This is a genomic window from Desulfurobacterium pacificum, from assembly GCF_900182835.1.
GTDB lineage: Bacteria > Aquificota > Aquificia > Desulfurobacteriales > Desulfurobacteriaceae > Desulfurobacterium_B > Desulfurobacterium_B pacificum.
The window spans coordinates 80,011-102,366 of record NZ_FXUB01000002.1; the positions used below are offsets into that span (position 1 = coordinate 80,011).

Genomic DNA, 22,356 nt, shown 5'->3' on the forward strand with positions numbered 1-22,356 from the left:
TTTATCCACAAGGATTTAATGGAGCGGGCGACGGGACTTGAACCCGCGACCCTCAGCTTGGGAAGCTGATGCTCTACCAGCTGAGCTACGCCCGCCCTTCCACGAAAGAAAGATATAAAATCAACCTTTTGGGGTCAAGAGTCTTATTTCCCGCCTTTTACCGTAGTAAAACTTTTCAAGAAGATAGGAAACCAAAAACACTAAAACGGTGACGATAAACGTAAGTTTGTTCGTTCTTAGCTGAAAGAGAATAATCTGGAAAGCTACAAAAGTTATAACTATCAAGTTAAAGAATATTATCCCCTTCCTGCCGCCTATCCTATCGGCAAGCCTAAGGTGGGATACTATAACACCTATATAGATAACGGTGGTTATTATGCTTATGATAGAAGCAACTGAAGTGACGTTAAACAGGAGCGTAAATAAAAGCGCAAGAGTGCAGGTAAGGTAAAGTCCAAAGTGTTCTCCCATCCACTCTCTTCTCCTCTGCATTTCAGGATGAGGAATGTAACCTTTTTTCATAAGAGCATAGGCTGCGTTTGCACCGCTGTAGAGCGTGGCGTTAAGGGCAGAAGTAATACTTGCAAGGGCACCTATGGAAAGTAGAAAGTAACCGAAATTACCTAAAACAGGTTGCGCAGCAACGGCAAGGGCGTTTTCTCTGTATTTCACCAATTCTTCAGCTGGCAGAGAACCTAAAGCAGCCAATGAAACTGCAACGTAAACAGCCATAACGATGAAAATACTTATATAGATAGCTCTTGGGACGTTGAGTTGGGGATTTTCTATATTTTCGCTATCGTTGGTTACAATGCCAAATCCCATGTAGGATAGGAAGAAAACAACCGATGCAGTCAGTATCCCTTTTATAAACTGCGGAGACGTATTAAACTTGAGATATTCGGGATGGAACGCATAAAAAGCAGCAGCTACAAAGGTTAAAAGCACCAAGAGTTTAAAGAGAACTATCCAAAACTCTAATCTACCAATAAGTCTGCTACCTCCAGAATAGTTAAGCGCTCCGAATAGAGCAATTATCAAAACTTCAACAACGGGATGAAAACTGTTGTTAAGGTGAACAAGGGGAATAAAATAACCTGAAAAACTTATAGCGAACAGAGAGATTGAAACAACAAAACTCATCCACATCAAAATACTTAACGCACCGACAATGGGGCTATCCCCAAATCCCTTCTCTATAAAAGCAATCGGTCCTGCGTTTGAAACGAAATTTTTTCCAAAGTAGGCGTAGGAATAGGCTACCATTAAAGCGTAAATACCGCTTAAGAAAAACGCAAAAGGAAGTCCGGTTCCTGCTATTTTTACGCCGTAGCCAAATATGGAGAATATACTGGCACCTATCATCGTTCCTACAGCCATAGCTATAGCCTGCAATAGCGTAAGTTTACCTTCCTTTTTCATAGCAAACCTCTTTCCTTTGGTAAAATCAATTGTAGCAGGAACTACTTGAGAGGAAATAAAATGAAGAAATTAGCCATATACACCCTTTTTATTTTTCTATTCCTACCAACTTTCGCTCTAACAAACAAAACTTTCGCTGAAGATAAACCTGTAGAAGCTTGGATAACAAAAGAGAAAATAGGAAACAGAGAAGTTGAAGTTATAAAAATCAGAACTGAATCGGGAAAAATAATAGAAGTAGCTCCAGGTTTAACCAGAGAGGAAATCCCTAAACCTGTAAATAAACTTCCAGAAGGAACTTCTAAGAAACTACTTTATCTGTCAGGTGGACTTGTCGTAGGACTGGGAATTGGCGTTTTATTGATGAAATATTTAATGAAAAAGGAAAAGGCTCGCAGCTAACGCTAACGAGCCTTCTTTATGAGAGTTTCCCTCATTTTAATTTCTCTTTCTATTTTAGCCTTAGCTTCCTCTTCCTCCTCAGTAAGAGAAGCAAGCTCTTCTTTCAATTTTCCTATCTCCGCTTCAACTGCAGCAGTATCAACTTCTCCGGGTTCGTAAATTTCCTGAACACCTATCCTTACAACATCTGGTTCTACCTGAACGAATCCGTTGAACACCAACTTCGTTATCTCCTCTCCTTCAGCACTTCTACATTTAACGTAACCAGCACCAACGGAGTAGAACTCAGGCTGGTGACCTGGTAGGATGCCCAAGTCACCGTCGTCAGTTTCAACGTAAACTTCTTTTGCATCTATCTCGTAATGCTTCCCCGTAGCGGAAGCGAGGAGCAACTTCATCTCTGCTGGAATTCCCTTTGTAGCAGCCATCTATGCTCTCCCTTATTTCTTAGCTTCTGCTTCCTTCATAAGCTTTTCACCTTTTTCAATAGCCTCATCTATATTACCAACCATGTAGAAAGCGTTTTCAGGAAGGTGGTCAAGCTCACCGTTTACTATCTTTTCAAAACCTTCAATTGTTTCCTCTATCGTTACGTAACGTCCAGGCATACCTGTAAAGACCTCAGCAACGTGGAACGGCTGAGTGAGGAAGAGCTGAATTCTTCTTGCTCTGTGAACTACAAGCTTGTCCTCTTCGGAAAGCTCTTCCATACCCAAGATTGCAATAATTTCAAGGAGTTCTTTATAACGCTGGAGATATCTTTGAACTTCTCTTGCTACGCGGTAGTGTCTTTCACCAACAATGTTAGGGTCAAGCATACGAGATGTAGATTCAAGAGGGTCAACAGCTGGATAAATACCTTGCTCAGCCAATGAACGGGAAAGAACTGTTGTTGCGTCAAGGTGAGCAAACAACGTAAACGGAGCTGGGTCTGTAAAGTCGTCAGCAGGAACGTAAATAGCCTGAACAGACGTAATAGAACCCTTTGTCGTAGAAGTAATACGCTCCTGAATAGCACCTACTTCTGTTGCAAGCGTTGGCTGATAACCAACCTCAGAAGGAATTCTACCTAAAAGAGCGGAAACTTCTGCACCAGCCTGAATAAACCTGAACATGTTGTCAACGAAGAAGAGAACGTCTCTTCCTTCTACATCCCTAAAGTATTCAGCCATTGTAACACCGGTCATTGCAACACGCCATCTGTTACCAGGAGGCTCGTTCATCTGACCGTAAACAAGAACTGTATTGTCAAGAACGCCGGACTCTTTCATTTCAAGCCAGAGGTCTGTTCCTTCTCTTGTTCTCTCACCAACGCCAGCAAATACAGAGAAACCACCGTGCTTCATTGCAACGTTATGGATAAGCTCCATAAGAAGAACGGTCTTACCAACTCCAGCACCACCGAACAGTCCTGTCTTTCCACCTTTGGCATACGGTTCAAGAAGGTCAATAACCTTAATTCCCGTTTCAAAAATTTCTGCTGTAGATTTCTGCTCTGTAAGAGGTGGAGTTGGTCTGTGAATAGGCCAGTATTCTTCAGCTTCAACCGGTCCCTGTTCATCAATAGGTTGTCCCACAACGTTGAAAATTCTTCCTCTTGTAGCGTGACCAACAGGAACTTTAAGGTAATCACCTGTATCTATTACTTCCATTCCTCTCTTTAAGCCTTCTGTAGCACCAAAAGCAACGCATCTTACCCTATTTTCACCAAGCTGTTGGTGAACTTCAAGCATAAGGTCGCCAGTAGTAACTTTACCGTCCCACGTAATAGTCTTAACGTTGGGGACTCTCAAAGCGTGGTAAATTTTTGGAAGATGTCCATCAGGAAACTCAACGTCTATAACAGGTCCTACAATTTGAACTATCTTACCTTTATGTTCCGCCATATCTATCCTCCCTATTTCATTGCTTCAATAGCTGTTGTGATTTCTATAAGCTCCTTCGTAATTGCAGCCTGTCTTGCCTTGTTGAAGGAGATTGTAAGTTTCTTGATGAGGTCTTCTGCGTTCTTTGTAGCGTTATCCATAGCTGTCATACGCGCTGCATGTTCGGAAGTTTCGGATTCCTTTAAAGCTCTAAGAACTGCAGCAGAGACGTAAGATTTAACAGCTCTTTCAACAACGCTTTCGTCTGGTCCTACAGTATATTCAGCTATTGGAGTTCCTTCCTCCACTTCAGTGGTAAGAGGCAAAACTCTCTCAACAGTAACTTCTTGAGTAAGGGCGTTAACGAATCTATTGTAAATAATATAGACTTCATCAAAGTATTCGGAGATATAACCTAAGTAAAGGTCTTCAGCAATTTCGTTAGCCAAAGGAAGACCAATTCTGCGGAAAATATCTCTAACTTCTTTTCTTACGTGAAGGTCAGAGTATTTAGTGAAAAATTGAGAAGCTTTGTTTCCTACTGTTGTAAGACTAATGTCTATGCCTTGCTCCTTCTTTTCTCTGGCAAGTTTGTTAACAGTTCTAATAATGTTGGCGTTAAAAGCTCCACATAGACCTTTATCAGAGGATACAACAACGAATTCTATACGCTTAACGGGGCGTACGCGGAAGATGGAGTGAATGGCGGGATTTTCCCTCAGGTAGAGACCTTCAACCATCCCTTTCATTACTTCAGCATAAGGTCTAACGTTAAAAAGGTCTACCTGCGCCTTACGGAGTTTGGCAGCGGACACCGCCTTCATCGCGGCGGTTATCCGCTTAGTTCCTTTAAGACTCTTTATCTTAGCTTTTATTTCTCTCATTCCAGGCATTTTCTACCTCTCCAATTACGCAGTAAACGTAGCCTTAAACTCCTTAATGGCTGCGTGAAGTTTCTCTGTTAGCTCATCATCAAGTTTCTTTTTCTCCAAAATCTCTTTCAGGATTTCAGGATGCTTTGCGTCCATAAATGCGTAGAGTTCTCTTTCAAACTTCGTAACAGCTTCAACAGGTATATCGTCAAGGTATCCGTTAATAGCCGCAAAGAAAGCAACTATCTGCTTTTCAACCGGAATTGGTTGATAAGGTGGTTGCTTGAGAAGCTCCATTAACCTTCTACCACGTTCAAGCTGCGCTCTTGTGGCTGGGTCAAGGTCAGAAGCAAACTGCGCAAAAGCTTCAAGTTCTCTATATCTTGCAAGTTCAAGACGAAGCTTACCTGCAACTTGCTTCATTGCTTTAATCTGAGCTGCACCACCAACCCTTGAAACGGAAAGACCTACGTTAATAGCAGGTCTTTGACCTTTATAGAAGAGGTCAGTTTCAAGGAAAATCTGACCATCAGTAATAGAGATAACGTTCGTAGGAATGTAAGCAGAAATATCTCCAGCTTTAGTTTCAATGATTGGGAGAGCCGTAAGAGAACCAGCACCGAGTTCATCTTTAAGCTTAGCAGCCCTTTCAAGAAGTCTTGAGTGGAGATAGAAAACGTCTCCAGGATAAGCCTCTCTACCAGGTGGACGCCTCAAGAGGAGGGACATCTCTCTATAAGCTACAGCTTGCTTTGAAAGGTCGTCGTAGATAATGAGAGCAGCTCTTCCTGTATCTCTGAAATATTCTGCAACTGTCACAGCAGAGTAAGGTGCAAGATATTGGAGTGCAGCGGGTTCAGAAGCTGTAGCAGAAATTACAATCGTGTAATCCATAGCACCATGTTCTTTAAGAAGCTGAATGGTCTGAGCTACAGTTGAACGTTTCTGACCAATTGCACAGTAAATACAGATAACGCCTTCTCTTTTCTGGTTAAGAATTGTGTCTATAGCGATAGTTGTTTTACCAGTTTGTCTATCACCGATAATAAGCTCTCTCTGCCCTCTACCGATAGGTATAAGAGCGTCAATAGCTTTAATTCCTGTTTGAAGAGGTTCATGAACAGGCTTTCTTGTAACAATACCAGGAGCAATACGTTCAACTGCACGTCTTTCTACGTAATCAATATCCCCTTTACCGTCAATCGGTCTTCCAAGAGGGTCAAGAACTCTTCCAATAAGACCATCACCAACAGGCATGTCAAGAATTCTTCCCGTTCTCTTTGCCTTTCCACCTTCTACGATTCCCTTTCCTTCACCCAAGAGAACGACACCTACGTTGTCCTCTTCAAGGTTGAAAGCAACACCTTCTGTTCCATCCTCAAACTCTACAACTTCACCGTACTCAACGTTTTCAAGACCATAAACTCTCGCAACACCATCACCAACTTTGATAACAATTCCTGTCTCATCAAGCTTTACGGAAGCTTCAAACTCTTCAATCTGTTTTCTTATTAGTTCGGAAATTTCCTCTGCCCTTACTTGCATCCCTTCACCTCGCTAACTGTTTTTATGTTAATCGGCAATAACTTTCTTTAAGTTTTCAAGCTGAGTTTTTATAGAAGCATCTATGATTTTATCTGCAACCTTTACTATGAAGCCGCCTATCAGGGAGGGATCAAGGCTTACCGATATCTCAGCTTTCTTCCCGAAGAGTTCCTCTATTTTAGCTTTTATCTTTTCCAGAGTATCATCATCAAGTTCAGTAGCGCTCGTTATTTCAGCCTTTACAATACCCAACCTTGCATCTACCAAAGATTCAAGCTCTGAAACAAACTCTCTCAAAATTCCCAATCTATTCTTTTCAGCCATAAGAAGAAGCACTCTTTTAAGCTCTTCTGTAATCTCCACTTTTGAAAGAATCTGTTCTATAAGAGCCTTCTTCTTCTCTACAGCTACAACAGGACTTTTAAAGTAACGAATAGCCCTGTCGTCAATAAGCTGATTTATCGTTTTAGCTTCTTCAAGCACCTTTTCAAGCTTCTCCTCTGGTAAAACATCAACCAACGCTTTAGCGTACCTTCTTGCTACTCTAACTTCCAGTCTCAACTTGATCCCTCCTAAAGCTTTTGAAGGCTTGTTTCAATAAGCTTTTTGTTTGCTTCAGGCGTTATTGAACCCTTTAACTTCTCCTCTGCAAGTTCCACAGCCTTCTGAGCTGCAAATTTCTTGAGTTCCTCTTTAGCCTTAAATACCTCTTTTTCTATCTCCTCATCTGCCATAGCTATTATTCTTTCCGCTGTACTCTTTGCTTCGGCTATTATCTGTTCTTTCTCTTTTTGAGCAAGTTCTTTTGAGTAGGCAAGAATTTTCTCAGCTTCAGCTTTTGCTTCTTCAGACTTTCTTTCCGCCTGTTTAAGAAGCTTTAACGCTTCTTCTTTTTCTTGCTTAGCCTTCTCAAACTTACTAACTACCGCGTTAATTCCATCAGAAATAAAACGAGAAACCGGTTTTCTTAAAAGCCAGTAAAGTATGGCTATTAAGATTACAGTGTTCACTAATTTCCAGAACAGAAGGTTTCCGCCGTGTTCCATCCTTCCTCCTCTATTAAGCTGCCTTTCCTAATATCTTTCTCACTATTTCTTCAGCAATTTGCTCAGCTTCTTTCTCTAACTTAGCTTTCTCTACCTCAAACGCAGACCAAATCTCCTGCTTGGCACTCTCTATCTTAGCAGCAGCTTCTTGGTGAGCCTCTGAAAGAATTCTGTCTCTTTCCTTCTTAGCTTCTCTAACCGCTTCATCTATTATCTCTTTCGCTTTGGCTCTTGCTTCTGCAAGAAGTTTCTCTACTTCTTCCAGTAAGCTCTGAGCCTTCGCCTTTAAGGATTCAATTTCTGAGTAATGTACTTCCAATTCTTTTTCTCTTTCTTCCATGAGGCGTAATAACGGCTGGAAAAGGAATTTGTTGATTAAGAACATAAAAACGAGGAAGTTAATAGCTTGTACGGAGAGCCATAACCAGCTGATGCTGACTATACTTTCTTTCATCTCCCTACTCCTTGAGGTTCTATTATTTCTCCTCCTCCCATGAGGAGATTGTTGTAATAAAAGGCACACACCTGTCCTGGTGCTGGAGCTTCAACTTTCGGGCGTAATTTTACACAATAAATACCATTTTTTAAATACTCTATTTTTCCGATATTGACAGGTTTCGCCCTGTACCTTATTTGAACAGAAATTTCCTCTTGATTCGGGACTAAATCCGGAAGAAGATGCCACTCCACATCTTTCACGAATACTTCCTCTTTGTAGAGCATCTCTTTTTTTCCCACAACAATCTTACGTTGATAAGGCAAAACCTTTATAACGTAAAGCGGATACTTGTAAGGAATGTTCAAACCCTTGCGTTGTCCAACCGTATAGGAATACGGATATTCATAACTTCCTAAAACCTCACCACTTTGAAGAACAAACTTTCCAGGAAGCGGAGGAATAAAACGTTTCAAAAACTCCCTATAATCACTTTTTATAAAACAAACATCTTGACTCTCTTTTTCCTCCCACTCATAACCTAAGTCTTTAATTAACTGAGAAACTTCTTCCTTTTTAAAATCACCGAGAGGTAAAAGCAAATACTTTAAATCTTCTGATCGAACCATAGAAAGGAAATAAGATTGCTCCTTTTTTCTATCTTTTCCCCTCTTTATCAACTTTCTATTCCACTGAGAAAAATACTCTATTTTTGCGTAGTGACCTGTGGCAATATAAGAAGCCTTTACTTCCTTTCTTATTAATTCCAAATACTTTATCTTTATTTCCCTATTGCATAGAACACAGGGGTTAGGAGTTAACCCTTTTTTGTAATAGTCGATAAACCTTTCTATTACTACTTCTCTAAACTCTTTAGAAAGGTCTAAAACAGTTAAGGAAAGGTTTAAAAGAGAAGCCTTTTTTCTAACTTTATCTACATCAGCATCAGGAAAAAGTTTGAAATATACAGGAAGGACATTAAAACCCTGCTCTTTTAATATGAGAGAGGCGAAAAAACTATCTATTCCACCGCTGAAGCCTACTATTACTTTTTCTTTCATGGTACGGATATTTTATCAACAAAAAAAGAAGGGCGCCCGTTGCAGGCGCCCTTTACATCTATGGGGAGGAGGGAGGGGGATAGGGGGTGTCTGCTATTAATAATAGTTATCAATTTCAATTTGTCAACTTCCCGATGCCGTTTAGTTTGAATTTTAATCAAGAGAAAGAAATTTATCCTGCAATTGTTTCTTAATTTAAGTTATAGGATAATTCATAAAACAAATCCTCCGTACAGAGGTTAAAAGTGGACCTATTCGTAAGAGATATATATCCTCTTCCGCCTGGAGCACCATTTGAAGGTTACTTTGTAGTTGAACACGTTGAAATAAGAAAGCATAGAACGGGAGAACCATTCTTAAGGTTAATCCTCTCCGACAAGACGGGAACTTTTACAGCCCTATGGTGGAAACCTCCTAAAGATGCTGACCTTACCATATTTAAAAAGGGAGACGTTGTATTCGTTTCAGGACACGTAGAATATTTTCAAGGTAATCTGCAACCTAAACTCAACGTTATAAGGCATGCAGAAAGAGAAGAATTTGACCCCGAAAAGTTTATAACGAAAACACGTTTCCCCATAGATGAGCAATTCTTAAAGTTACTTGAATTCGTTGAATCTGTTCAAAATCCCCCCCTCCGCACCCTCTTAGAATCGTTCTTCTACGACGATAACTTTGTTGAAAAGTTCAATAAAGCCCCAGCAGGAAAAACAATTCACCACGCATCAATAGGCGGACTGTTAGAACACACATTGGGAGTTGCAGAAATTTGCGAGACAATAGCTAAACGCTTTAAGTCAATAGATAGAGACCTTTTACTTACAGCAGCCCTCCTTCACGATATTGGAAAAGTAGAGGAATATGCGGTGGACATCGCTATAACGAGAACAGACAAAGGAATTTTATTAGGTCACCTTTATATAGGTTGTGAAATGATAGCCACGAAGATAAGGGAAATCCCCAACTTTCCTGAAGAATTGAAAACGAAGCTTATTCACTGCATCCTGTCCCACCACGGAGAATACGAGCACGGTTCACCCAAAAAACCGAAAACGCTTGAAGCTGTTGCGCTTGCCTACGCAGATGCCCTTGATTCAAGGGTTAAAGGTTTTGAAGAACACATAGAAAGGGAATTAGGAGATAAAAAAGGCTGGACGAGGAGACATTTTGCTTTTGAAGTTCCAATATTTTTTGATGGAGAATTCAAATACGAAGAAGAGGAGTAAGATGGAAAAGAAACCTCTCACCTATAAAGATGCCGGCGTTGACATAGAAGCCGGAGATAAGTTAGTTGACAGAATAAAGCCGTTAGCAAAGAAGACCTTCAACGAAAACGTTTTAGCCGGAATTGGAGGCTTCGGGGCAGGTTATCTTCTGCCATCAGAGTATAAAAATCCCGTTCTGGTTTCAGGAACAGACGGCGTGGGGACGAAACTCAAAGTGGCCCAGATGGCTGACGTTCACGATACGATAGGAATAGACTTAGTGGCAATGTGCGTAAACGACATACTTACGGTAGGTGCTCAACCTCTCTTCTTTTTAGATTACTTCGCCACAGGAAAGCTTTCTGTTGATACGGCAGAAGCCGTTATAAAAGGAATCGCAAAGGGATGTGAAATCGCAGGCTGCGCTTTAATAGGCGGAGAAACGGCAGAAATGCCGGACTTTTACACTGAAGGCGAATACGACCTTGCAGGCTTTGTTGTAGGAGTAGTTGAAAAAGATGAATACATAGCAGGAAAAGAGATAAAACCGGGAGACGTTGTAATAGGGCTTGCATCTTCAGGAATTCACAGCAACGGCTACTCATTGGTGAGAAAACTCTTTTTTGACATTCTCAAGTTAAAAGTTGATGATTACGTAGAAGAGTTGGGTGATTACGTTTACAAAATCCTCCTCACCCCCACCCGCATCTACGTCCGCCCTATCCTTGAACTAATTAAGCAAATTAAAGTAAAGGGCATAGCACACATAACAGGCGGAGGAATACCAGGTAACCTTAAACGCATACTGCCGCCAAACGTAAACGCAGTAATAGAAAAAGGAAGCTGGGAAGTTCTACCCATATTCAAATTCATTCAGGAAAAGGGGAACGTTCCAGAAGAAGAGATGTTTAAAACTTTCAACATGGGAATTGGCTTAACCGTAGTGGTAGATAAGGAAAATGCTGAAAAAACAGTTGAATTCTTAAAGGAAAAGGGAGAAACTCCTTACGTAATAGGTGAAATTACTGAAGGAAGCGGAGAAGTAGTAATAAAATGAAAAGAATAGCCGTTTTAGCTTCAGGACGGGGAAGCAACTTTGAAGCAATAGCAAGAGCTGTAAAAAGCGGCAAAATCCCCGCCAACCTCCCCGTCCTCATAACAGACAACAGAAACGCCAAGGCAATAGAAAGAGCAGAAAAGTTAGGTATAAACTGGATTTTCGTTGACCCAACCTCCTTTCCCGACAGAGAAACTTACGACGCCAAAATCGTTGCAATCCTAAAACATTTAAACGTTGACCTTGTTTGTCTTGCAGGATACAGAAAAATAGTTACCTCAGTTTTTATAAAAGCTTTCCCGATGAAAATCCTCAACATCCACCCCGCACTACTACCCTCCTTCCCCGGGCTTAAAGCACAGGAAAAGGCAATACGTTACGGCGTTAAGGTTAGCGGAGCAACGGTTCACTTTGTTGATGAAGGCGTTGACACAGGTCCAATCGTTATTCAGGCAGTCGTCCCCGTTTCGCCAGAAGATACGCCAGAAACTCTATCGGAAAAGATACTTTCCTTTGAACATCGCATATACCCGCAGGCTATCAAGTGGTTCGTTGAAGGAAGAATTAAGGTAAACGGAAGAAACGTAATCGTTGAAAACGCCGATTACTCAAAACTGCCGGCAGTTCCAGCTTTAGAGGATTTTTAGATGGAAGCGTTAAACTTAAAAAACAACATAGAAGTCATCTTTGACGATGCGCCGGAAGTGGAAATAGTAGCCTGCTCAGTTTTTCTTCCGGGCGGTTCTGCAGTAGAACCTGTGCCTGGCATAACAACGCTTTCCTTAAAGACAGGCTTTAAAAGAAGTGCAGTCAGAACGCCCCAAAGCTTTTACGCCTCTTTAGAAAAACACTCAACTTCTTTCGTTCCAGACGTTTCGTGCGACTACGCAACGGTTAGATTTCAGACAACGGCAGAAGGTTTAAAAGAAGCCTTTTCTCTCTTTTTGGAAACGGCGGAAAATCCCGACTTTTCAGAAGACAGCTTCAAAACGGAAAAATCCACCCTCTTAGCCGCCATAAAATCCCGCCTTGAAAACCCTTTCCTTTTGGCATACGAAAAGCTGATGTCCATAACTTACGAAAACACCCCCTACCAGTTCCCCGTTTACGGAACGGAAGAAACGGTTCAATCCATAAGCAGAAAAAATGCAGAAAACTACTTCAAAAACCTGATATTCCCTGAGAAGACGGTATTTTCCTTCTGCGGTAAACTTTCTAAAAGCGATAAAAACTTCATCGTAACTGCGCTGGAAAACCTTAAAACGAAAGAAACTAAAGAAGTAATCCCCTGCTCTCAAATAAAAGAAGACAGATTAGAAACCGTTACAAGAAAAGGTTCAGCTCAATCATTCATAATGATGGCTTTAAAGGCACCTTCCGTTTCTTCCCCTGAGTACGAAGCGTTTAAACTGCTAAACGCCGTTTTAGGCGAAGGCATAGGCTCTGTTCTATTTCAAGAATTAAGAGAAAAAAGAGGTTTTGCCTACTCAACGGGAAGCTTGTTTCCAACGAGAAGAGGTGATGGGAGGATTTTCCTCTACATAGGGACAACCCCAGAAAAAGAGCAGGAAGCGCTAAAGGAAATGAAAAAAATCGTTGAAAACCTGCCAGATTTCGTAACGGAAGAAAGCGTAAAAAGGGCGAAGGAGTACATGAAAGGTTCCTACCTCATGGAACTTGAAACGAGAAGCAAAAGAAGCTGGCACAGGGGATTCTGGAAAATCCTCTCCCACCCCCCAGACTACGACGAAACCTTCATAAAAAAGATAGAAGACCTGCCAACTGAAGCGTTAAAAGAAGCTGCTGTTAAAACTTCCCAATCTCCAAAACACGTTGTGGTGGTCAAAGATGATTAGGTTCATAGTGAGCGCATGCCTTGTGGGCTTTAACTGCAAGTATAGCGGCGGAAACAACTACATGCCAGAGCTTGAAGAAGCTTTTAAAAAAGGACTGCTCTTACCCTTATGTCCAGAGCAGTTAGGCGGGCTGGCAACTCCAAGACCTCCGGCAAAGATAGAAAAAGGCGAAGGACTTGACGTAATCAAAGGAAACGCAAGAGTTCTTACCGTTAAAGGAAAGCAGAAAGACGTTACTAAAAACTTTATAAAAGGTGCAGAAGAAACGCTGTTTGCAGCAGAAAAGCTAAAGGATAATTTAGTGGCGTGCATTTTAAAGGAAAAAAGCCCATCGTGCGGCGTTAAATACATTTACAAATTTGAAGAAGACACTTTAAAAAGAGGAAGGGGCGTAACGGCAGCCCTTCTTGAAGAAAAAGGATTTAAAATTATCAGTTCAGATGACGTTGAAAAAATAGAAAAACTGCTGAAGGAGTTTCTATGAGTAGATTACCTGAACTTAAAATCAAAAACTTAAAACCAAAATACCCCATTATTCAGGGGGGAATGGGCGCAAAGGTCTCCCTTCACAAGTTAGCAGCAGCCGTAGCAAACGCAGGCGGCATAGGCGTAATATCTGCGGTTTTACTTCACGAAAAAGACAGAAAAAAACCTTTAAAAACAACTTGCAAGGGCGTTGACGTAGAAAGCGTAGGATTAAAACCCTACCACTACGCCGAAGAGCTTGCCGAAGAAATCAAAAAAGCGAAAGAACTTGCGCCGAACGGAATTATCGGCGTAAACATCATGTATGCCCTTACCCACTTTTACGAGCTTCTAATGACGGCGATAGATGCCGGTGCAGACCTTATCATTCAAGGTGCAGGCTTCGGTAAAGACGTATTTAAGATATGCAACACATTTGACATGCCTCTAATAGAAATAGTGGCAACGCCTAAAGGAGCAAAACTTTCTGAAAGGCTTGGAGCTGCAGCGATAATCGTTGAAAGCGGTGAGGCGGGCGGACACCTTGGAACGATGGAAAGCATATGGGACGTTCTACCAGACATAGTTAAAGCCGTTAAGATTCCGGTAATAGCAGCCGGCGGTATCTTTGACGGCAAGGACATGGCAAGAGCCTTTGAAATAGGAGCAAAAGGCGTTCAGATAGCAACGAGGTTCATTGCCACTTACGAGTGCGACGCCCATCAGAACTTCAAAGACTATATAATTAACGCTAAAGCGGAAGATTCAATATACATAAAAAGTCCTGTTGGAATGCCGGCGCACGCAGTTAGAAATCCGTTTACAGAAAGGCTTGAAAAGGAAGGAAAAATCCCCCACACCTGCCCGTTCAACTGCCTCAAAACCTGCGCCAAGGCTGATTCTATTTACTGCATAGCCGACGTCCTGCTAAAATCGGTTGAAGGAGACGTTGAAAACGGACTGGTATTCGCAGGTAGTAATGTAGGAAAAGTCAACAGAATGTATTCGGTAAAAGAACTTATAGAAGAGTTAGTAAAAGAGTGCGAAGAAGAACTTGCAAAGAAAAACCTCAATTTCGGAGGCGAGCAATGAAGAAATTTTCGCTTATAGCCCTTTTGGCGGTAGCTTTAACCAGCTGCACTCAGGTTCAACCAAACACGAACGTTTCTCAAATCCAAAATGAGATAGAAGTTCTGAAGGAAAGGTTAGACGCCACCCAGCACAGAGTATCAGCTGTAGAAGAAAGAGTATCAAGGGTTGAAGATAAAGTAGCAAACAACGAGCAGGAAATATTCCAGGTAAAGAAAAAGCTTGAAAACGTTGAAAAAACACTTTCAACGATAACGGTCAGCCAAACACCAACCATAACGCAGATGCCTTCCGAAAGTGGAAACAGCGTTTCCGAACAGCCAACGCCTGTTGTAAACATGAGCGATAAGGATATCTACAGAGAAGCCTTTAACGCCATGGATGCAGGCGACCTTGAAAAAGCAAAGCAACTATTTGAAGAGTTGGTTCAGCAGTATCCTCAGAGTAGCCTTGCCGATAACGCGCTCTACTGGATAGGAGAAATCTACTACTCTCACAACGACTACGAAACTGCAGCCAAATATTTTGAAGAGGTAATGCAGAAGTACCCGGAAGGAAACAAGGTGCCGGATGCGATGTTAAAATTAGCGCTCTGCTACAAAGGTTTAGGAGATTACGATAAAGCGGTTGAGCTGCTTCAAGAAGTTATGGACAAGTATCAGGGAACTCCAGAAGCAGCAATTGCAAAGGTGAAACTCCTTGAAATAGAAAAACTGATACAGTCAGAGAACGAAACGGAAAACAACACAGAAAACGGAACAGGAGCTTTAAATGGAGGAGAAAGCAATTAAAGGTTTAGCCTACAGAGGCGTTGACCTGTGGTTAAACCTTGAACTTTCAAAGTTCAAACCGGGAGACAACCACTACGATAGAGTAATGGAATTCCTAAAGCAACGCTTTAAAACAGAAGAACTGAACCCTCTGCTTTTAACTTTAGGACTTCTTGAGATGGCTTTAATAGAAGACGCAATGAAAGGTAAAGAGTACTTCTCTGAAGAAGAAAGAGAAAAGGTAATTCAGGAGATAGTAGAGAACTTAGCAGAAAACTACCCAAAGGTTGTGGAAGAGATGGAAAGAATACTTTCCAACATAAGTAGTAAAATAGAGGAGTTTAAAACGCTTGCCCAAAAGTACAGAGCGGGAGGAGAGTAGATGTCTAAAAAAGTTAAGTTAGCCATAGTAGGAGTAGGAAACTGTGCAAGTTCCTTGGTTCAGGGAATTTACTACTACCAAGGAAAGAATGAAGAAGATATCTCCGGTTTGATGCACTTTGACATTGGCGGCTACAAGCCGTGGGACATAGAAGTTGTTGCTGCCTTTGATATAGATGCGAGAAAGGTGGGTAAGGATGTAAGCAAGGCGATATTTGAAAAACCAAACTGCACCACCGTTTTCTGCCCAGATGTACCGGAAATGGGCGTTGAAGTCCAGATGGGACCTGTAATGGACGGCTTTGCAGAGCATATGCTTGACTATCCAGAAGACCAGAGGTTCGTTCCGGCTGATAAAGAACCTGTTGACGTTGTAAAAGTTTTAAAAGAAAGTGGCGCAGAAGTGGTAGTTAACTACCTGCCTGTCGGTTCGGAAGAAGCAACGAGATTTTACGCTCAGTGCGCTTTAGAGGCAGGATGTGCGTTTGTAAACTGCATCCCCGTATTCATAGCATCCGACAGCGAATGGGCAGAAAAATTCAAAGAAAAAGGATTACCGATAGTTGGTGATGACATAAAGTCACAGGTAGGCGCAACGATAACCCATAGAGTTTTAGCAACGCTCATGAGCGATAGAGGCGTTCCGATAGATAGAACTTACCAGCTCAACTTCGGTGGAAACACAGACTTCTTGAATATGCTGGAAAGAAAAAGATTAAAAACGAAAAAAGTTTCAAAAACGGAAGCTGTTCGTTCTCTCATTCCTTATCCGATAGAAAGCGACAACATTCACATAGGTCCAAGCGATTACGTTCCTTGGTTAAAAGATAACAAGATAGCCTACATAAGGCTTGAAGGAAGATTGTTCGGCGATGTTCCTATGTATATAGAACTCAAACTTTCCGTTGAAGATTCACCGAACAGTGCAGGTTCAGCTATTGATGCAATAAGGTGTGCCAAGCTCGCCTTAGACAGAAAAATAGGAGGACCTCTCTACTCTATTTCTGCCTATACGATGAAGCATCCGCCTATCCAGTATCCAGACTGGAAAGCGAAAGAGATGGTTGACAAGTTCATAAAGGGCGAGATAGAAAGGTAATAAACTTAACTTTCCAAAGTCTTTAATATAAGGTTGCAAGGGGTAGGGGGATTTTTTATTTTTTGCCTTGACAAAATCAATCGGCAGTTGTAAATATTGCCTGCTTTCCCGCAAAAAAACAGAAGGAGGTAAGTATGAAAGTAGTAGAGGTAAAGGCTACCCGCAGAGAGAAAACAGGAAAAGGGGTAGCCAGAAAATTGCGCAGGGAAGGCCTTCTACCTGCTGTTATCTACGGCGGTGGAAGACCAGAGGCAACGCACATTGCCATTTCTGCAAAAGACGTAAGAAGGATTCAGCATCACCACGGTCTAATTAAGTTAGACCTTGACGGTGAAGAGAGGATGTGCATCCTCAAGGACGTCCAGTACAACTACTTAGGTGACGTTCCTATTCACGTTGACTTTCAGGAAGTAACGTTTGGTGAAATGATTGAAGTAACAGTAGAGCTTGAATTCGTTGGAACGCCTGTAGGCGTATCCGAAGAAGGTGGCGTTCTTGAAATTCTCAAGAGGGAAGTTGCCATTGAAGTTCTTCCAAGAGCAATTCCTGAAAAGATTGTCGTTGATATTTCCAACCTTCACGCAGGGGATGCACTACACGTAGGCGACCTTCCACTTCCGGAAGGAGCAAAGTTAGTTGATAGCCCGGAAGAAACTGTTGTTGTAGTGGCTGAACCTGAAGAGGAAGCAGCAGCCGAAGAAACAGAAGGTGAAGGAGAAGCTGAAGAGTAATGGTTAAGCTGATTGTCGGTCTGGGAAATCCTGGTAAGGAATACGAGAACACCCGCCACAACGTTGGCTGGATGATTATTGATAGAGTATGCGAGAAATTAAGCTGTTCCGACTTCAGGGAAAAGTTTAAAGGGCTGATTGCAGAGTGGAGAAACGAAGAAGGAGAGAAAGTTTTCTTCCTGAAACCATTAACCTATATGAACAGAAGCGGTGAAAGCGTTAAGGAAGTAGCTAACTTCTTCAAGATAAACCCTGCAGAAATTTTGGTAATTTACGACGACCTTGACCTGCCGTTGGGCAAACTGAGAATAAGGTTAAAGGGAAGCAGCGGCGGTCATAGGGGCGTTAAGTCCGTAGAGGAGCATCTTAAAACTAACGAGTTTCCCAGACTGAGAATCGGCATAGGAAGACCGGCAACGAAAGAGGAAGTAGTAAACTACGTTCTATCTCCTTTTAGAAAGGAAGAGTTAAGCACAGTGGAAAAGGTTATAGAGAGAGCTTCTGACTGCGTTTTAAAGGTCTTAGAGAGCGGTAATATAACCAACAAAATCCTTACCGAATGCAACAAATAAGGAGGTAAAAATGAGGGAATACTATTACGAGATGGTTTATATACTCAGACCTACAATGTCCGATGAGGAGATTGAAAAAGGAATAGAGAAGGTTAACTCCTACGTTCAGCGTTACGGAGGAGAAGTTTTAAAGATTGATAAGTGGGGAAGAAGACAGCTTGCCTACCCTATAAACGATTACGATAAGGGTTACTACGTATTAGAATACATAAAGACAAATGAGAGAGACTTTGTAAGGAACATGGAAAACTTCTTCAGAATTAACGAAGACGTTATAAGGTTTTTAGTGTTTAGACTCAAGCCTTCTGAAGTTAAAGAGCTTAAGGAAAAATTAGCTCCTAAGGCGGAAGAGAATAAGGGAGAAGAGTAATGGCAAATCTTAACAGGGTGTTTTTAATCGGCAGGCTCGTAGCCGACCCTGAGCTTTCTCATACGCAGTCTGGAACGCCGTTTACCCGCTTTAGAATTGCCGTCAACAATCCTTACAGGGACAGAAGCGGCAACTGGCAGGAGGATACCCTTTTTATAGATGTTGTTCTCTGGGGAGATGCAGCAGATAGAGCTGTTAGCAGGTTTAACAAGGGAACACGAGTGTTAGTTGAGGGAAAGCTACGCCAGTCAACGTGGGAAACGGACAGCGGAGAAAGACGTTCAAGAATAGAAGTAAGAGCAGATAGGGTTGTTTCGCTTGAATTCAGAAGTAGAAGCAACGAAGAATCTGTTGATGAAATTGACGACATTGAATTTTAAGGAGGTAGAAAATGAGCAACGCTTTACCACAGAGAAGGTTTGTTAGAAGGAGAAAATACTGCAAATTCTGCGCTGAAAAGATAGAAAAGATAGACTACAAGAACGTTGAGCTTTTAAAGCCTTTCATCTCCGAAAGGGGAAGAATTATTCCAAGAAGAATTTCTGGCGTTTGCTCCAAACACCAGAGACAGCTTGCAAGGGCTGTTAAGAGAGCAAGACACCTTGCACTTTTACCGTTCGTAAAGATTGATTAAGGGGAAAAGCCAACCGATGGGAAGGGTTAAATTACCTGCCGTTTACGGCGTTTTAACTTTGGTTACCGGCTTGCTTGCCGGCGTGGAAGGGTTAGCATTTTTGTCCTTAGGGCTTTCCATCTTTGTGCCGGTTCTCTGTTGCGCCGTAACCGAAAGAAATGGTTTTTTGGTTTCTCTTGCGGTTTCAGCACTGGCAGTGGTTGTTACAGGTGTAGCTTCCGAATGGAAATTAGCTTTTGATATATCTTCCCTTCCCATCGTTGGATACCTTATATGCTATCTGAAAAGACGTTCAGTTGAAGAAATATTAATTGCCTCCTCGGCGTTCCTGTTCGCCTTTGCCGTTTTAGAAGAACTCTTTTTGGGAACACCTGAGGTAAACAATTTAAAGTGGTTTGTGGATGTAAGGTGGGGCTTCTACCTCACCTCCTCGCTGTTCTTTACGTATTTAACGTTGATAGCTGCAACGTGGGTACTGAAGAGGGATTTTGCGGTTGAGAGGGTGAGGTGGGGATTTTTCCCCGTCCCCTTTTTCCTTTTAGGCGGTTTTGGAACAGTACTGCTAAAGACGGGAATAGTGAAGCTAATAGCTGAAAACCTTTTAGTTGCAGCGATGGGCTTTTTGCTCGTTCAAGGACTGTCGGTTTTACTTTTTTATTACAGAAAGGTTTCTCTAACCTGGAAGTTCATACTTTTGTTTACGCTTATCGTTATACCGGCAGCAATATTCTTGGGCGCAATAGTAACGGGACTGCTTGATGTCTGGTTTGATTTCAGAAAAATAGGTAAAGGAGGTATGAAAAATGAAGGTAATCTTACTTAAAGATATGGAGAACTTAGGCAAAGTAGGAGATATCGTTAACGTTAAAGATGGATATGCAAGGAACTACCTTATTCCTTCTGGTATCGCTCTACCTGCGACAGAATCAAACATTGCAAAGGTGAAGAACGAACTTAAAGCGCTTCAGAGAAAGATGGAAAGACAGATTGAGAAGTACAAGGAGTTAGCAGAAAAGTTGGCTACTGCACGTATTACCATTGAACACGAAGCCGGTGAAGAAGGAAAGCTGTTCGGTTCCGTAACTACTTCTCAGATAGAAAAAGCTTTGCACCAAGCTGGTTTTGAAGACGTTGAGAAAAAACAGATTATTTTAGAAAAACCTATAAGGGAAACCGGTACTTACGAAGTGAAGATTCACCTCTTTAAAGATATTGAAGCTACACTTACTGTAGATGTAGTGCCTCTTAAAAAGTAAGCGCGCCCGTAAGGGCACTTAACCTGTCCTGGAGGTCTGCCATGGAATTTGTTGGAAGGCACGTAATGATGGATGCAACTGTTTCTGATGTGGGACGCATCAACTCTATCCAACCTATCTATGACTACATGGAGGAGCTAGCGAGACAGCTTGACATGACGCTGGTCTATCCACCTATCGTTGCCAAGTTTCCATTTGCGCAGTCGGAGCTTGAGCAGTTCGTGAAGAAACTTTCTGAAGAAAACGTTAAAAGCAGAACGTTGGAGTTTATGGAAGAAACTCTGAAAAGGAGAGCTACTGAAGATAGTGGCGTGTCTGGAGTTTCTATATGGCTTGAAAGCCACTGTACAATCCATACCTGGCCTGAAGAAAAGTTCTTCAGCCTGGACGCATACAGCTGTAAAGATTTTGACCCTATGGTTGCTTTTGAGTTAACTGTTAAATGGTTTAAGGTTGAATACGCGTCTTTCGTTGACGTTGAGAGGTACATTGGCGGACCTTGCATTATCAAGGCTTACGAGTATAAAAATGGAGAATTGATTCCTTGCCAACCGTCTATTTCTAAATAACGCTTTCCCCCCGTTAGGGGGGATTTCAACTTTCGGGAGAGCGTAATGCCCTTAAAAGGCTTACTTATAGTCGTTTCTGCACCTTCAGGGACGGGAAAAACGACGCTTTGTCGTATGCTGCTTAAAGAGTTTAAAAATATGGAGTTTTCTGTTTCCTATACGACACGTCCTCCAAGAAAAGGTGAAGTAAACGGTAAGGATTACTTTTTCGTTTCAAGAGAGGAGTTTGAGAGGATGGTGGAGGAGGGGGATTTTTTAGAATGGGCTAACGTTTATGGCAATCTATATGGGACTTCCAAATCACAGGTTCTGAAAGCGTTAGAAGAAGGTAAAGACATCTTATTAGACATAGACGTCCAAGGTGCTTTGCAGGTTAAGAAAAACCTTCCAGAAGCCGTTCTCATATTTATCATGCCTCCATCCTTTGAAGAGTTGGAAAAGAGATTGAGAAGTAGAGGAACAGACAGCGAAGAAGTCATAGAAAAAAGATTAAATGTAGCCAAAGAGGAGATTAAAAAAGCTCCTTTCTACGATTACATAGTAGTTAACGATGTTTTAGACGTTGCATTTAATAAATTAAAGGCTATCATTACCGCTGAAAAGTGTAAGACGGAAAGGTTAAAAAATCAGTTTGATAAACTCATAAAAGATAGAGCAATAGTTGAACTTTTAAAGGAGGCGGAGAATGTCTAAAAGAATACCTTTAGAACCGGTAGTTGAAAAAGTTGGAAACTATTATGAGACCGTGCACGTAGCAGCAAAAAGAGCAAGGCACCTTTATAGCGTAGATTCTTATACTTTCGGTAAAGATGATAAAGGTGAGGAACACAAGAAAACCGTTATAGCGCTTATAGAGATAGCACAAGGAAAAGTATGTCCTAAGAGAGATTAATATGAACTTCAAAATAGTAGAAAACCGCAAGCTTTCTGAGAAAGATTTCTTATTAACCGTTGAGATTAACGATAGAAAACTCCTTAACAAGATAAAACCTGGTCAATTCGCTATGGTCAGTGTTTCATCTCCTCAAAGCTTTGACCCTCTTTTAAAGAGACCTTTAGGAATATTTAACGTTGAAGAAAACAACATTTCTTTCATTTACAGAGTGTACGGAAGAGGAACAAAACTCCTTACAACTTTCAAAAAAGGTGAACAAGTATCTGTTTTACTACCCCTCGGAAACTCCATTCCTGACCAATTTGACAGATATCTCTTCATAGCAGGTGGAATAGGCATAGGTGGCGTTTTCTTGGCAGCGAAGACATTTCTACAAGCAGGAAAAGATGTTCATCTTCTTTACGGAGAAAAGAGCAAGGAAAACCTTTCTGCACTTCCGGTTATTGAGAAATACAAAATCCCCACCACCACCTTCACCGAAGACGGCAGCTACGGAAAAAAAGGGTTTGTAACAGAAGGATTATCTGAGTTTAAAGATAGAGTCTGGATAGCTTGTGGACCAATACCCATGCTGAAAGCAGTAAAAGAAACAGCAGAAAAACTAAAAGTTAAATGCTTCCTTTCTTTAGACATGAGAATGGCTTGTGGTGTTGGAGCGTGTCTTGGCTGCGTTGTAAAAACAACAAGCGGTTACAAACGTTGCTGCGTTGAAGGTCCCATTTTTGACGCTTCCGAAGTCCTGCTATAAATTTGAAACT

Annotated in this window: 30 protein-coding genes and 1 tRNA gene; 21 read left to right on the top strand and 10 right to left on the bottom strand. The window is 41.6% G+C overall.

What is annotated here, in order from left to right:
• Positions 1-19 precede the first annotated feature (19 nt).
• Positions 20-95: transfer RNA gene (locus QOL23_RS04110), tRNA-Gly, on the bottom strand.
• 25 nt (positions 96-120) lie between these two features.
• The gene (locus QOL23_RS04115) at positions 121-1,422 is read right to left on the bottom strand and encodes an APC family permease (protein WP_283400324.1); all 1,302 of its coding nucleotides are present in this window, start codon (positions 1,420-1,422) and stop codon (positions 121-123) included.
• 60 nt (positions 1,423-1,482) lie between these two features.
• Between QOL23_RS04115 and QOL23_RS04120 the strand changes: the two genes are divergently transcribed.
• A complete protein-coding gene (locus QOL23_RS04120; RefSeq protein WP_283400325.1) occupies positions 1,483-1,824 on the top strand; it encodes a hypothetical protein in 342 nt (113 codons plus the stop codon).
• Between the two features lie 2 nt (positions 1,825-1,826).
• Here the strand turns inward: QOL23_RS04120 and atpC are convergent, their stop codons facing one another.
• The 8 genes from atpC to mnmA are packed head-to-tail and all read right to left on the bottom strand — an operon-like array spanning position 1,827 to position 8,649.
• Positions 1,827-2,252, bottom strand: coding sequence for an ATP synthase F1 subunit epsilon (gene atpC / locus QOL23_RS04125; protein ID WP_283400326.1), 426 nt, complete (start codon positions 2,250-2,252; stop codon positions 1,827-1,829).
• Between the two features lie 12 nt (positions 2,253-2,264).
• Positions 2,265-3,710 (bottom strand): F0F1 ATP synthase subunit beta, encoded by a 1,446-nt coding sequence (gene atpD, locus QOL23_RS04130; protein WP_283400327.1) that lies wholly within the window; start codon positions 3,708-3,710, stop codon positions 2,265-2,267.
• Positions 3,711-3,721: 11 nt separating this feature from the next.
• Entirely contained in the window at positions 3,722-4,582 is an 861-nt protein-coding gene (gene atpG, locus QOL23_RS04135) for an ATP synthase F1 subunit gamma (protein ID WP_283400328.1), read from the bottom strand.
• A 15-nt stretch (positions 4,583-4,597) separates the two neighbouring features.
• Positions 4,598-6,106 (bottom strand): F0F1 ATP synthase subunit alpha, encoded by a 1,509-nt coding sequence (atpA, locus tag QOL23_RS04140; protein WP_283400329.1) that lies wholly within the window; start codon positions 6,104-6,106, stop codon positions 4,598-4,600.
• Between the two features lie 27 nt (positions 6,107-6,133).
• A complete protein-coding gene (gene atpH / locus QOL23_RS04145) occupies positions 6,134-6,667 on the bottom strand; it encodes an ATP synthase F1 subunit delta (protein WP_283400330.1) in 534 nt (177 codons plus the stop codon).
• An 11-nt stretch (positions 6,668-6,678) separates the two neighbouring features.
• On the bottom strand, positions 6,679-7,152 hold the full coding sequence (locus tag QOL23_RS04150; RefSeq protein ID WP_283400331.1) for a F0F1 ATP synthase subunit B: 474 nt from the start codon (positions 7,150-7,152) through the stop codon (positions 6,679-6,681).
• 13 nt (positions 7,153-7,165) lie between these two features.
• Positions 7,166-7,606 carry a F0F1 ATP synthase subunit B gene (locus QOL23_RS04155; protein ID WP_283400332.1) on the bottom strand — a complete coding sequence of 147 codons (441 nt, stop codon included), beginning with the start codon at positions 7,604-7,606 and terminating at the stop codon, positions 7,166-7,168.
• On the bottom strand, positions 7,603-8,649 hold the full coding sequence (gene mnmA / locus QOL23_RS04160) for a tRNA 2-thiouridine(34) synthase MnmA (protein WP_283400333.1): 1,047 nt from the start codon (positions 8,647-8,649) through the stop codon (positions 7,603-7,605). Before mnmA ends, QOL23_RS04155 begins: the two co-directional genes overlap by 4 nt.
• 245 nt (positions 8,650-8,894) lie before the next feature.
• Here mnmA and QOL23_RS04165 point away from each other — a divergent pair, with 245 nt between their 5' ends.
• From QOL23_RS04165 to QOL23_RS04260, 20 genes are all read left to right on the top strand, one after another.
• The gene (locus QOL23_RS04165; RefSeq protein ID WP_283400334.1) at positions 8,895-9,875 is read left to right on the top strand and encodes a 3'-5' exoribonuclease YhaM family protein; all 981 of its coding nucleotides are present in this window, start codon (positions 8,895-8,897) and stop codon (positions 9,873-9,875) included.
• A gap of 1 nt (position 9,876) precedes the next feature.
• The gene (gene purM / locus QOL23_RS04170) at positions 9,877-10,911 is read left to right on the top strand and encodes a phosphoribosylformylglycinamidine cyclo-ligase (RefSeq protein WP_283400335.1); all 1,035 of its coding nucleotides are present in this window, start codon (positions 9,877-9,879) and stop codon (positions 10,909-10,911) included.
• A complete protein-coding gene (purN, locus tag QOL23_RS04175; protein ID WP_283400336.1) occupies positions 10,908-11,558 on the top strand; it encodes a phosphoribosylglycinamide formyltransferase in 651 nt (216 codons plus the stop codon). The genes purM and purN overlap by 4 nt, the downstream gene beginning before the upstream one ends.
• Positions 11,559-12,767: a M16 family metallopeptidase gene (locus QOL23_RS04180; RefSeq protein WP_283400337.1), complete on the top strand. Its 1,209-nt coding sequence runs from the start codon at positions 11,559-11,561 to the stop codon at positions 12,765-12,767.
• The gene (locus QOL23_RS04185; RefSeq protein WP_283400338.1) at positions 12,760-13,251 is read left to right on the top strand and encodes a 2-thiouracil desulfurase family protein; all 492 of its coding nucleotides are present in this window, start codon (positions 12,760-12,762) and stop codon (positions 13,249-13,251) included. Before QOL23_RS04180 ends, QOL23_RS04185 begins: the two co-directional genes overlap by 8 nt.
• Positions 13,248-14,324 (top strand): NAD(P)H-dependent flavin oxidoreductase, encoded by a 1,077-nt coding sequence (locus tag QOL23_RS04190; RefSeq protein ID WP_283400339.1) that lies wholly within the window; start codon positions 13,248-13,250, stop codon positions 14,322-14,324. Before QOL23_RS04185 ends, QOL23_RS04190 begins: the two co-directional genes overlap by 4 nt.
• Positions 14,321-15,112: a tol-pal system protein YbgF gene (ybgF, locus tag QOL23_RS04195; protein ID WP_283400340.1), complete on the top strand. Its 792-nt coding sequence runs from the start codon at positions 14,321-14,323 to the stop codon at positions 15,110-15,112. The genes QOL23_RS04190 and ybgF overlap by 4 nt, the downstream gene beginning before the upstream one ends.
• Positions 15,093-15,473: a hypothetical protein gene (locus tag QOL23_RS04200; RefSeq protein ID WP_283400341.1), complete on the top strand. Its 381-nt coding sequence runs from the start codon at positions 15,093-15,095 to the stop codon at positions 15,471-15,473. The genes ybgF and QOL23_RS04200 overlap by 20 nt, the downstream gene beginning before the upstream one ends.
• On the top strand, positions 15,474-16,571 hold the full coding sequence (locus QOL23_RS04205) for an inositol-3-phosphate synthase (RefSeq protein WP_283400342.1): 1,098 nt from the start codon (positions 15,474-15,476) through the stop codon (positions 16,569-16,571).
• A 134-nt stretch (positions 16,572-16,705) separates the two neighbouring features.
• On the top strand, positions 16,706-17,302 hold the full coding sequence (locus QOL23_RS04210; RefSeq protein WP_283400343.1) for a 50S ribosomal protein L25: 597 nt from the start codon (positions 16,706-16,708) through the stop codon (positions 17,300-17,302).
• Positions 17,302-17,874 (top strand): aminoacyl-tRNA hydrolase, encoded by a 573-nt coding sequence (gene pth / locus QOL23_RS04215; RefSeq protein ID WP_283400344.1) that lies wholly within the window; start codon positions 17,302-17,304, stop codon positions 17,872-17,874. Before QOL23_RS04210 ends, pth begins: the two co-directional genes overlap by 1 nt.
• A 10-nt stretch (positions 17,875-17,884) precedes the next feature.
• Entirely contained in the window at positions 17,885-18,244 is a 360-nt protein-coding gene (rpsF, locus tag QOL23_RS04220; protein ID WP_283400345.1) for a 30S ribosomal protein S6, read from the top strand.
• Positions 18,244-18,624, top strand: a complete 381-nt coding sequence (locus tag QOL23_RS04225) for a single-stranded DNA-binding protein (protein WP_283400346.1) — start codon at positions 18,244-18,246, stop codon at positions 18,622-18,624. Before rpsF ends, QOL23_RS04225 begins: the two co-directional genes overlap by 1 nt.
• A gap of 11 nt (positions 18,625-18,635) precedes the next feature.
• A complete protein-coding gene (rpsR, locus tag QOL23_RS04230) occupies positions 18,636-18,878 on the top strand; it encodes a 30S ribosomal protein S18 (protein WP_283400347.1) in 243 nt (80 codons plus the stop codon).
• Between the two features lie 16 nt (positions 18,879-18,894).
• Positions 18,895-19,701, top strand: coding sequence for a YybS family protein (locus tag QOL23_RS04235; protein ID WP_283400348.1), 807 nt, complete (start codon positions 18,895-18,897; stop codon positions 19,699-19,701).
• On the top strand, positions 19,682-20,134 hold the full coding sequence (rplI, locus tag QOL23_RS04240; protein WP_283400349.1) for a 50S ribosomal protein L9: 453 nt from the start codon (positions 19,682-19,684) through the stop codon (positions 20,132-20,134). Before QOL23_RS04235 ends, rplI begins: the two co-directional genes overlap by 20 nt.
• A gap of 41 nt (positions 20,135-20,175) precedes the next feature.
• Positions 20,176-20,703, top strand: coding sequence for an S-adenosylmethionine decarboxylase family protein (locus QOL23_RS04245; protein ID WP_283400350.1), 528 nt, complete (start codon positions 20,176-20,178; stop codon positions 20,701-20,703).
• A 45-nt stretch (positions 20,704-20,748) separates the two neighbouring features.
• Positions 20,749-21,396 carry a guanylate kinase gene (gene gmk, locus QOL23_RS04250; protein WP_283400351.1) on the top strand — a complete coding sequence of 216 codons (648 nt, stop codon included), beginning with the start codon at positions 20,749-20,751 and terminating at the stop codon, positions 21,394-21,396.
• Positions 21,389-21,595, top strand: a complete 207-nt coding sequence (gene rpoZ / locus QOL23_RS04255; protein ID WP_283400352.1) for a DNA-directed RNA polymerase subunit omega — start codon at positions 21,389-21,391, stop codon at positions 21,593-21,595. Before gmk ends, rpoZ begins: the two co-directional genes overlap by 8 nt.
• A gap of 1 nt (position 21,596) precedes the next feature.
• Positions 21,597-22,346 carry a dihydroorotate dehydrogenase electron transfer subunit gene (locus tag QOL23_RS04260; RefSeq protein ID WP_283400353.1) on the top strand — a complete coding sequence of 250 codons (750 nt, stop codon included), beginning with the start codon at positions 21,597-21,599 and terminating at the stop codon, positions 22,344-22,346.
• Positions 22,347-22,356 lie beyond the last annotated feature (10 nt).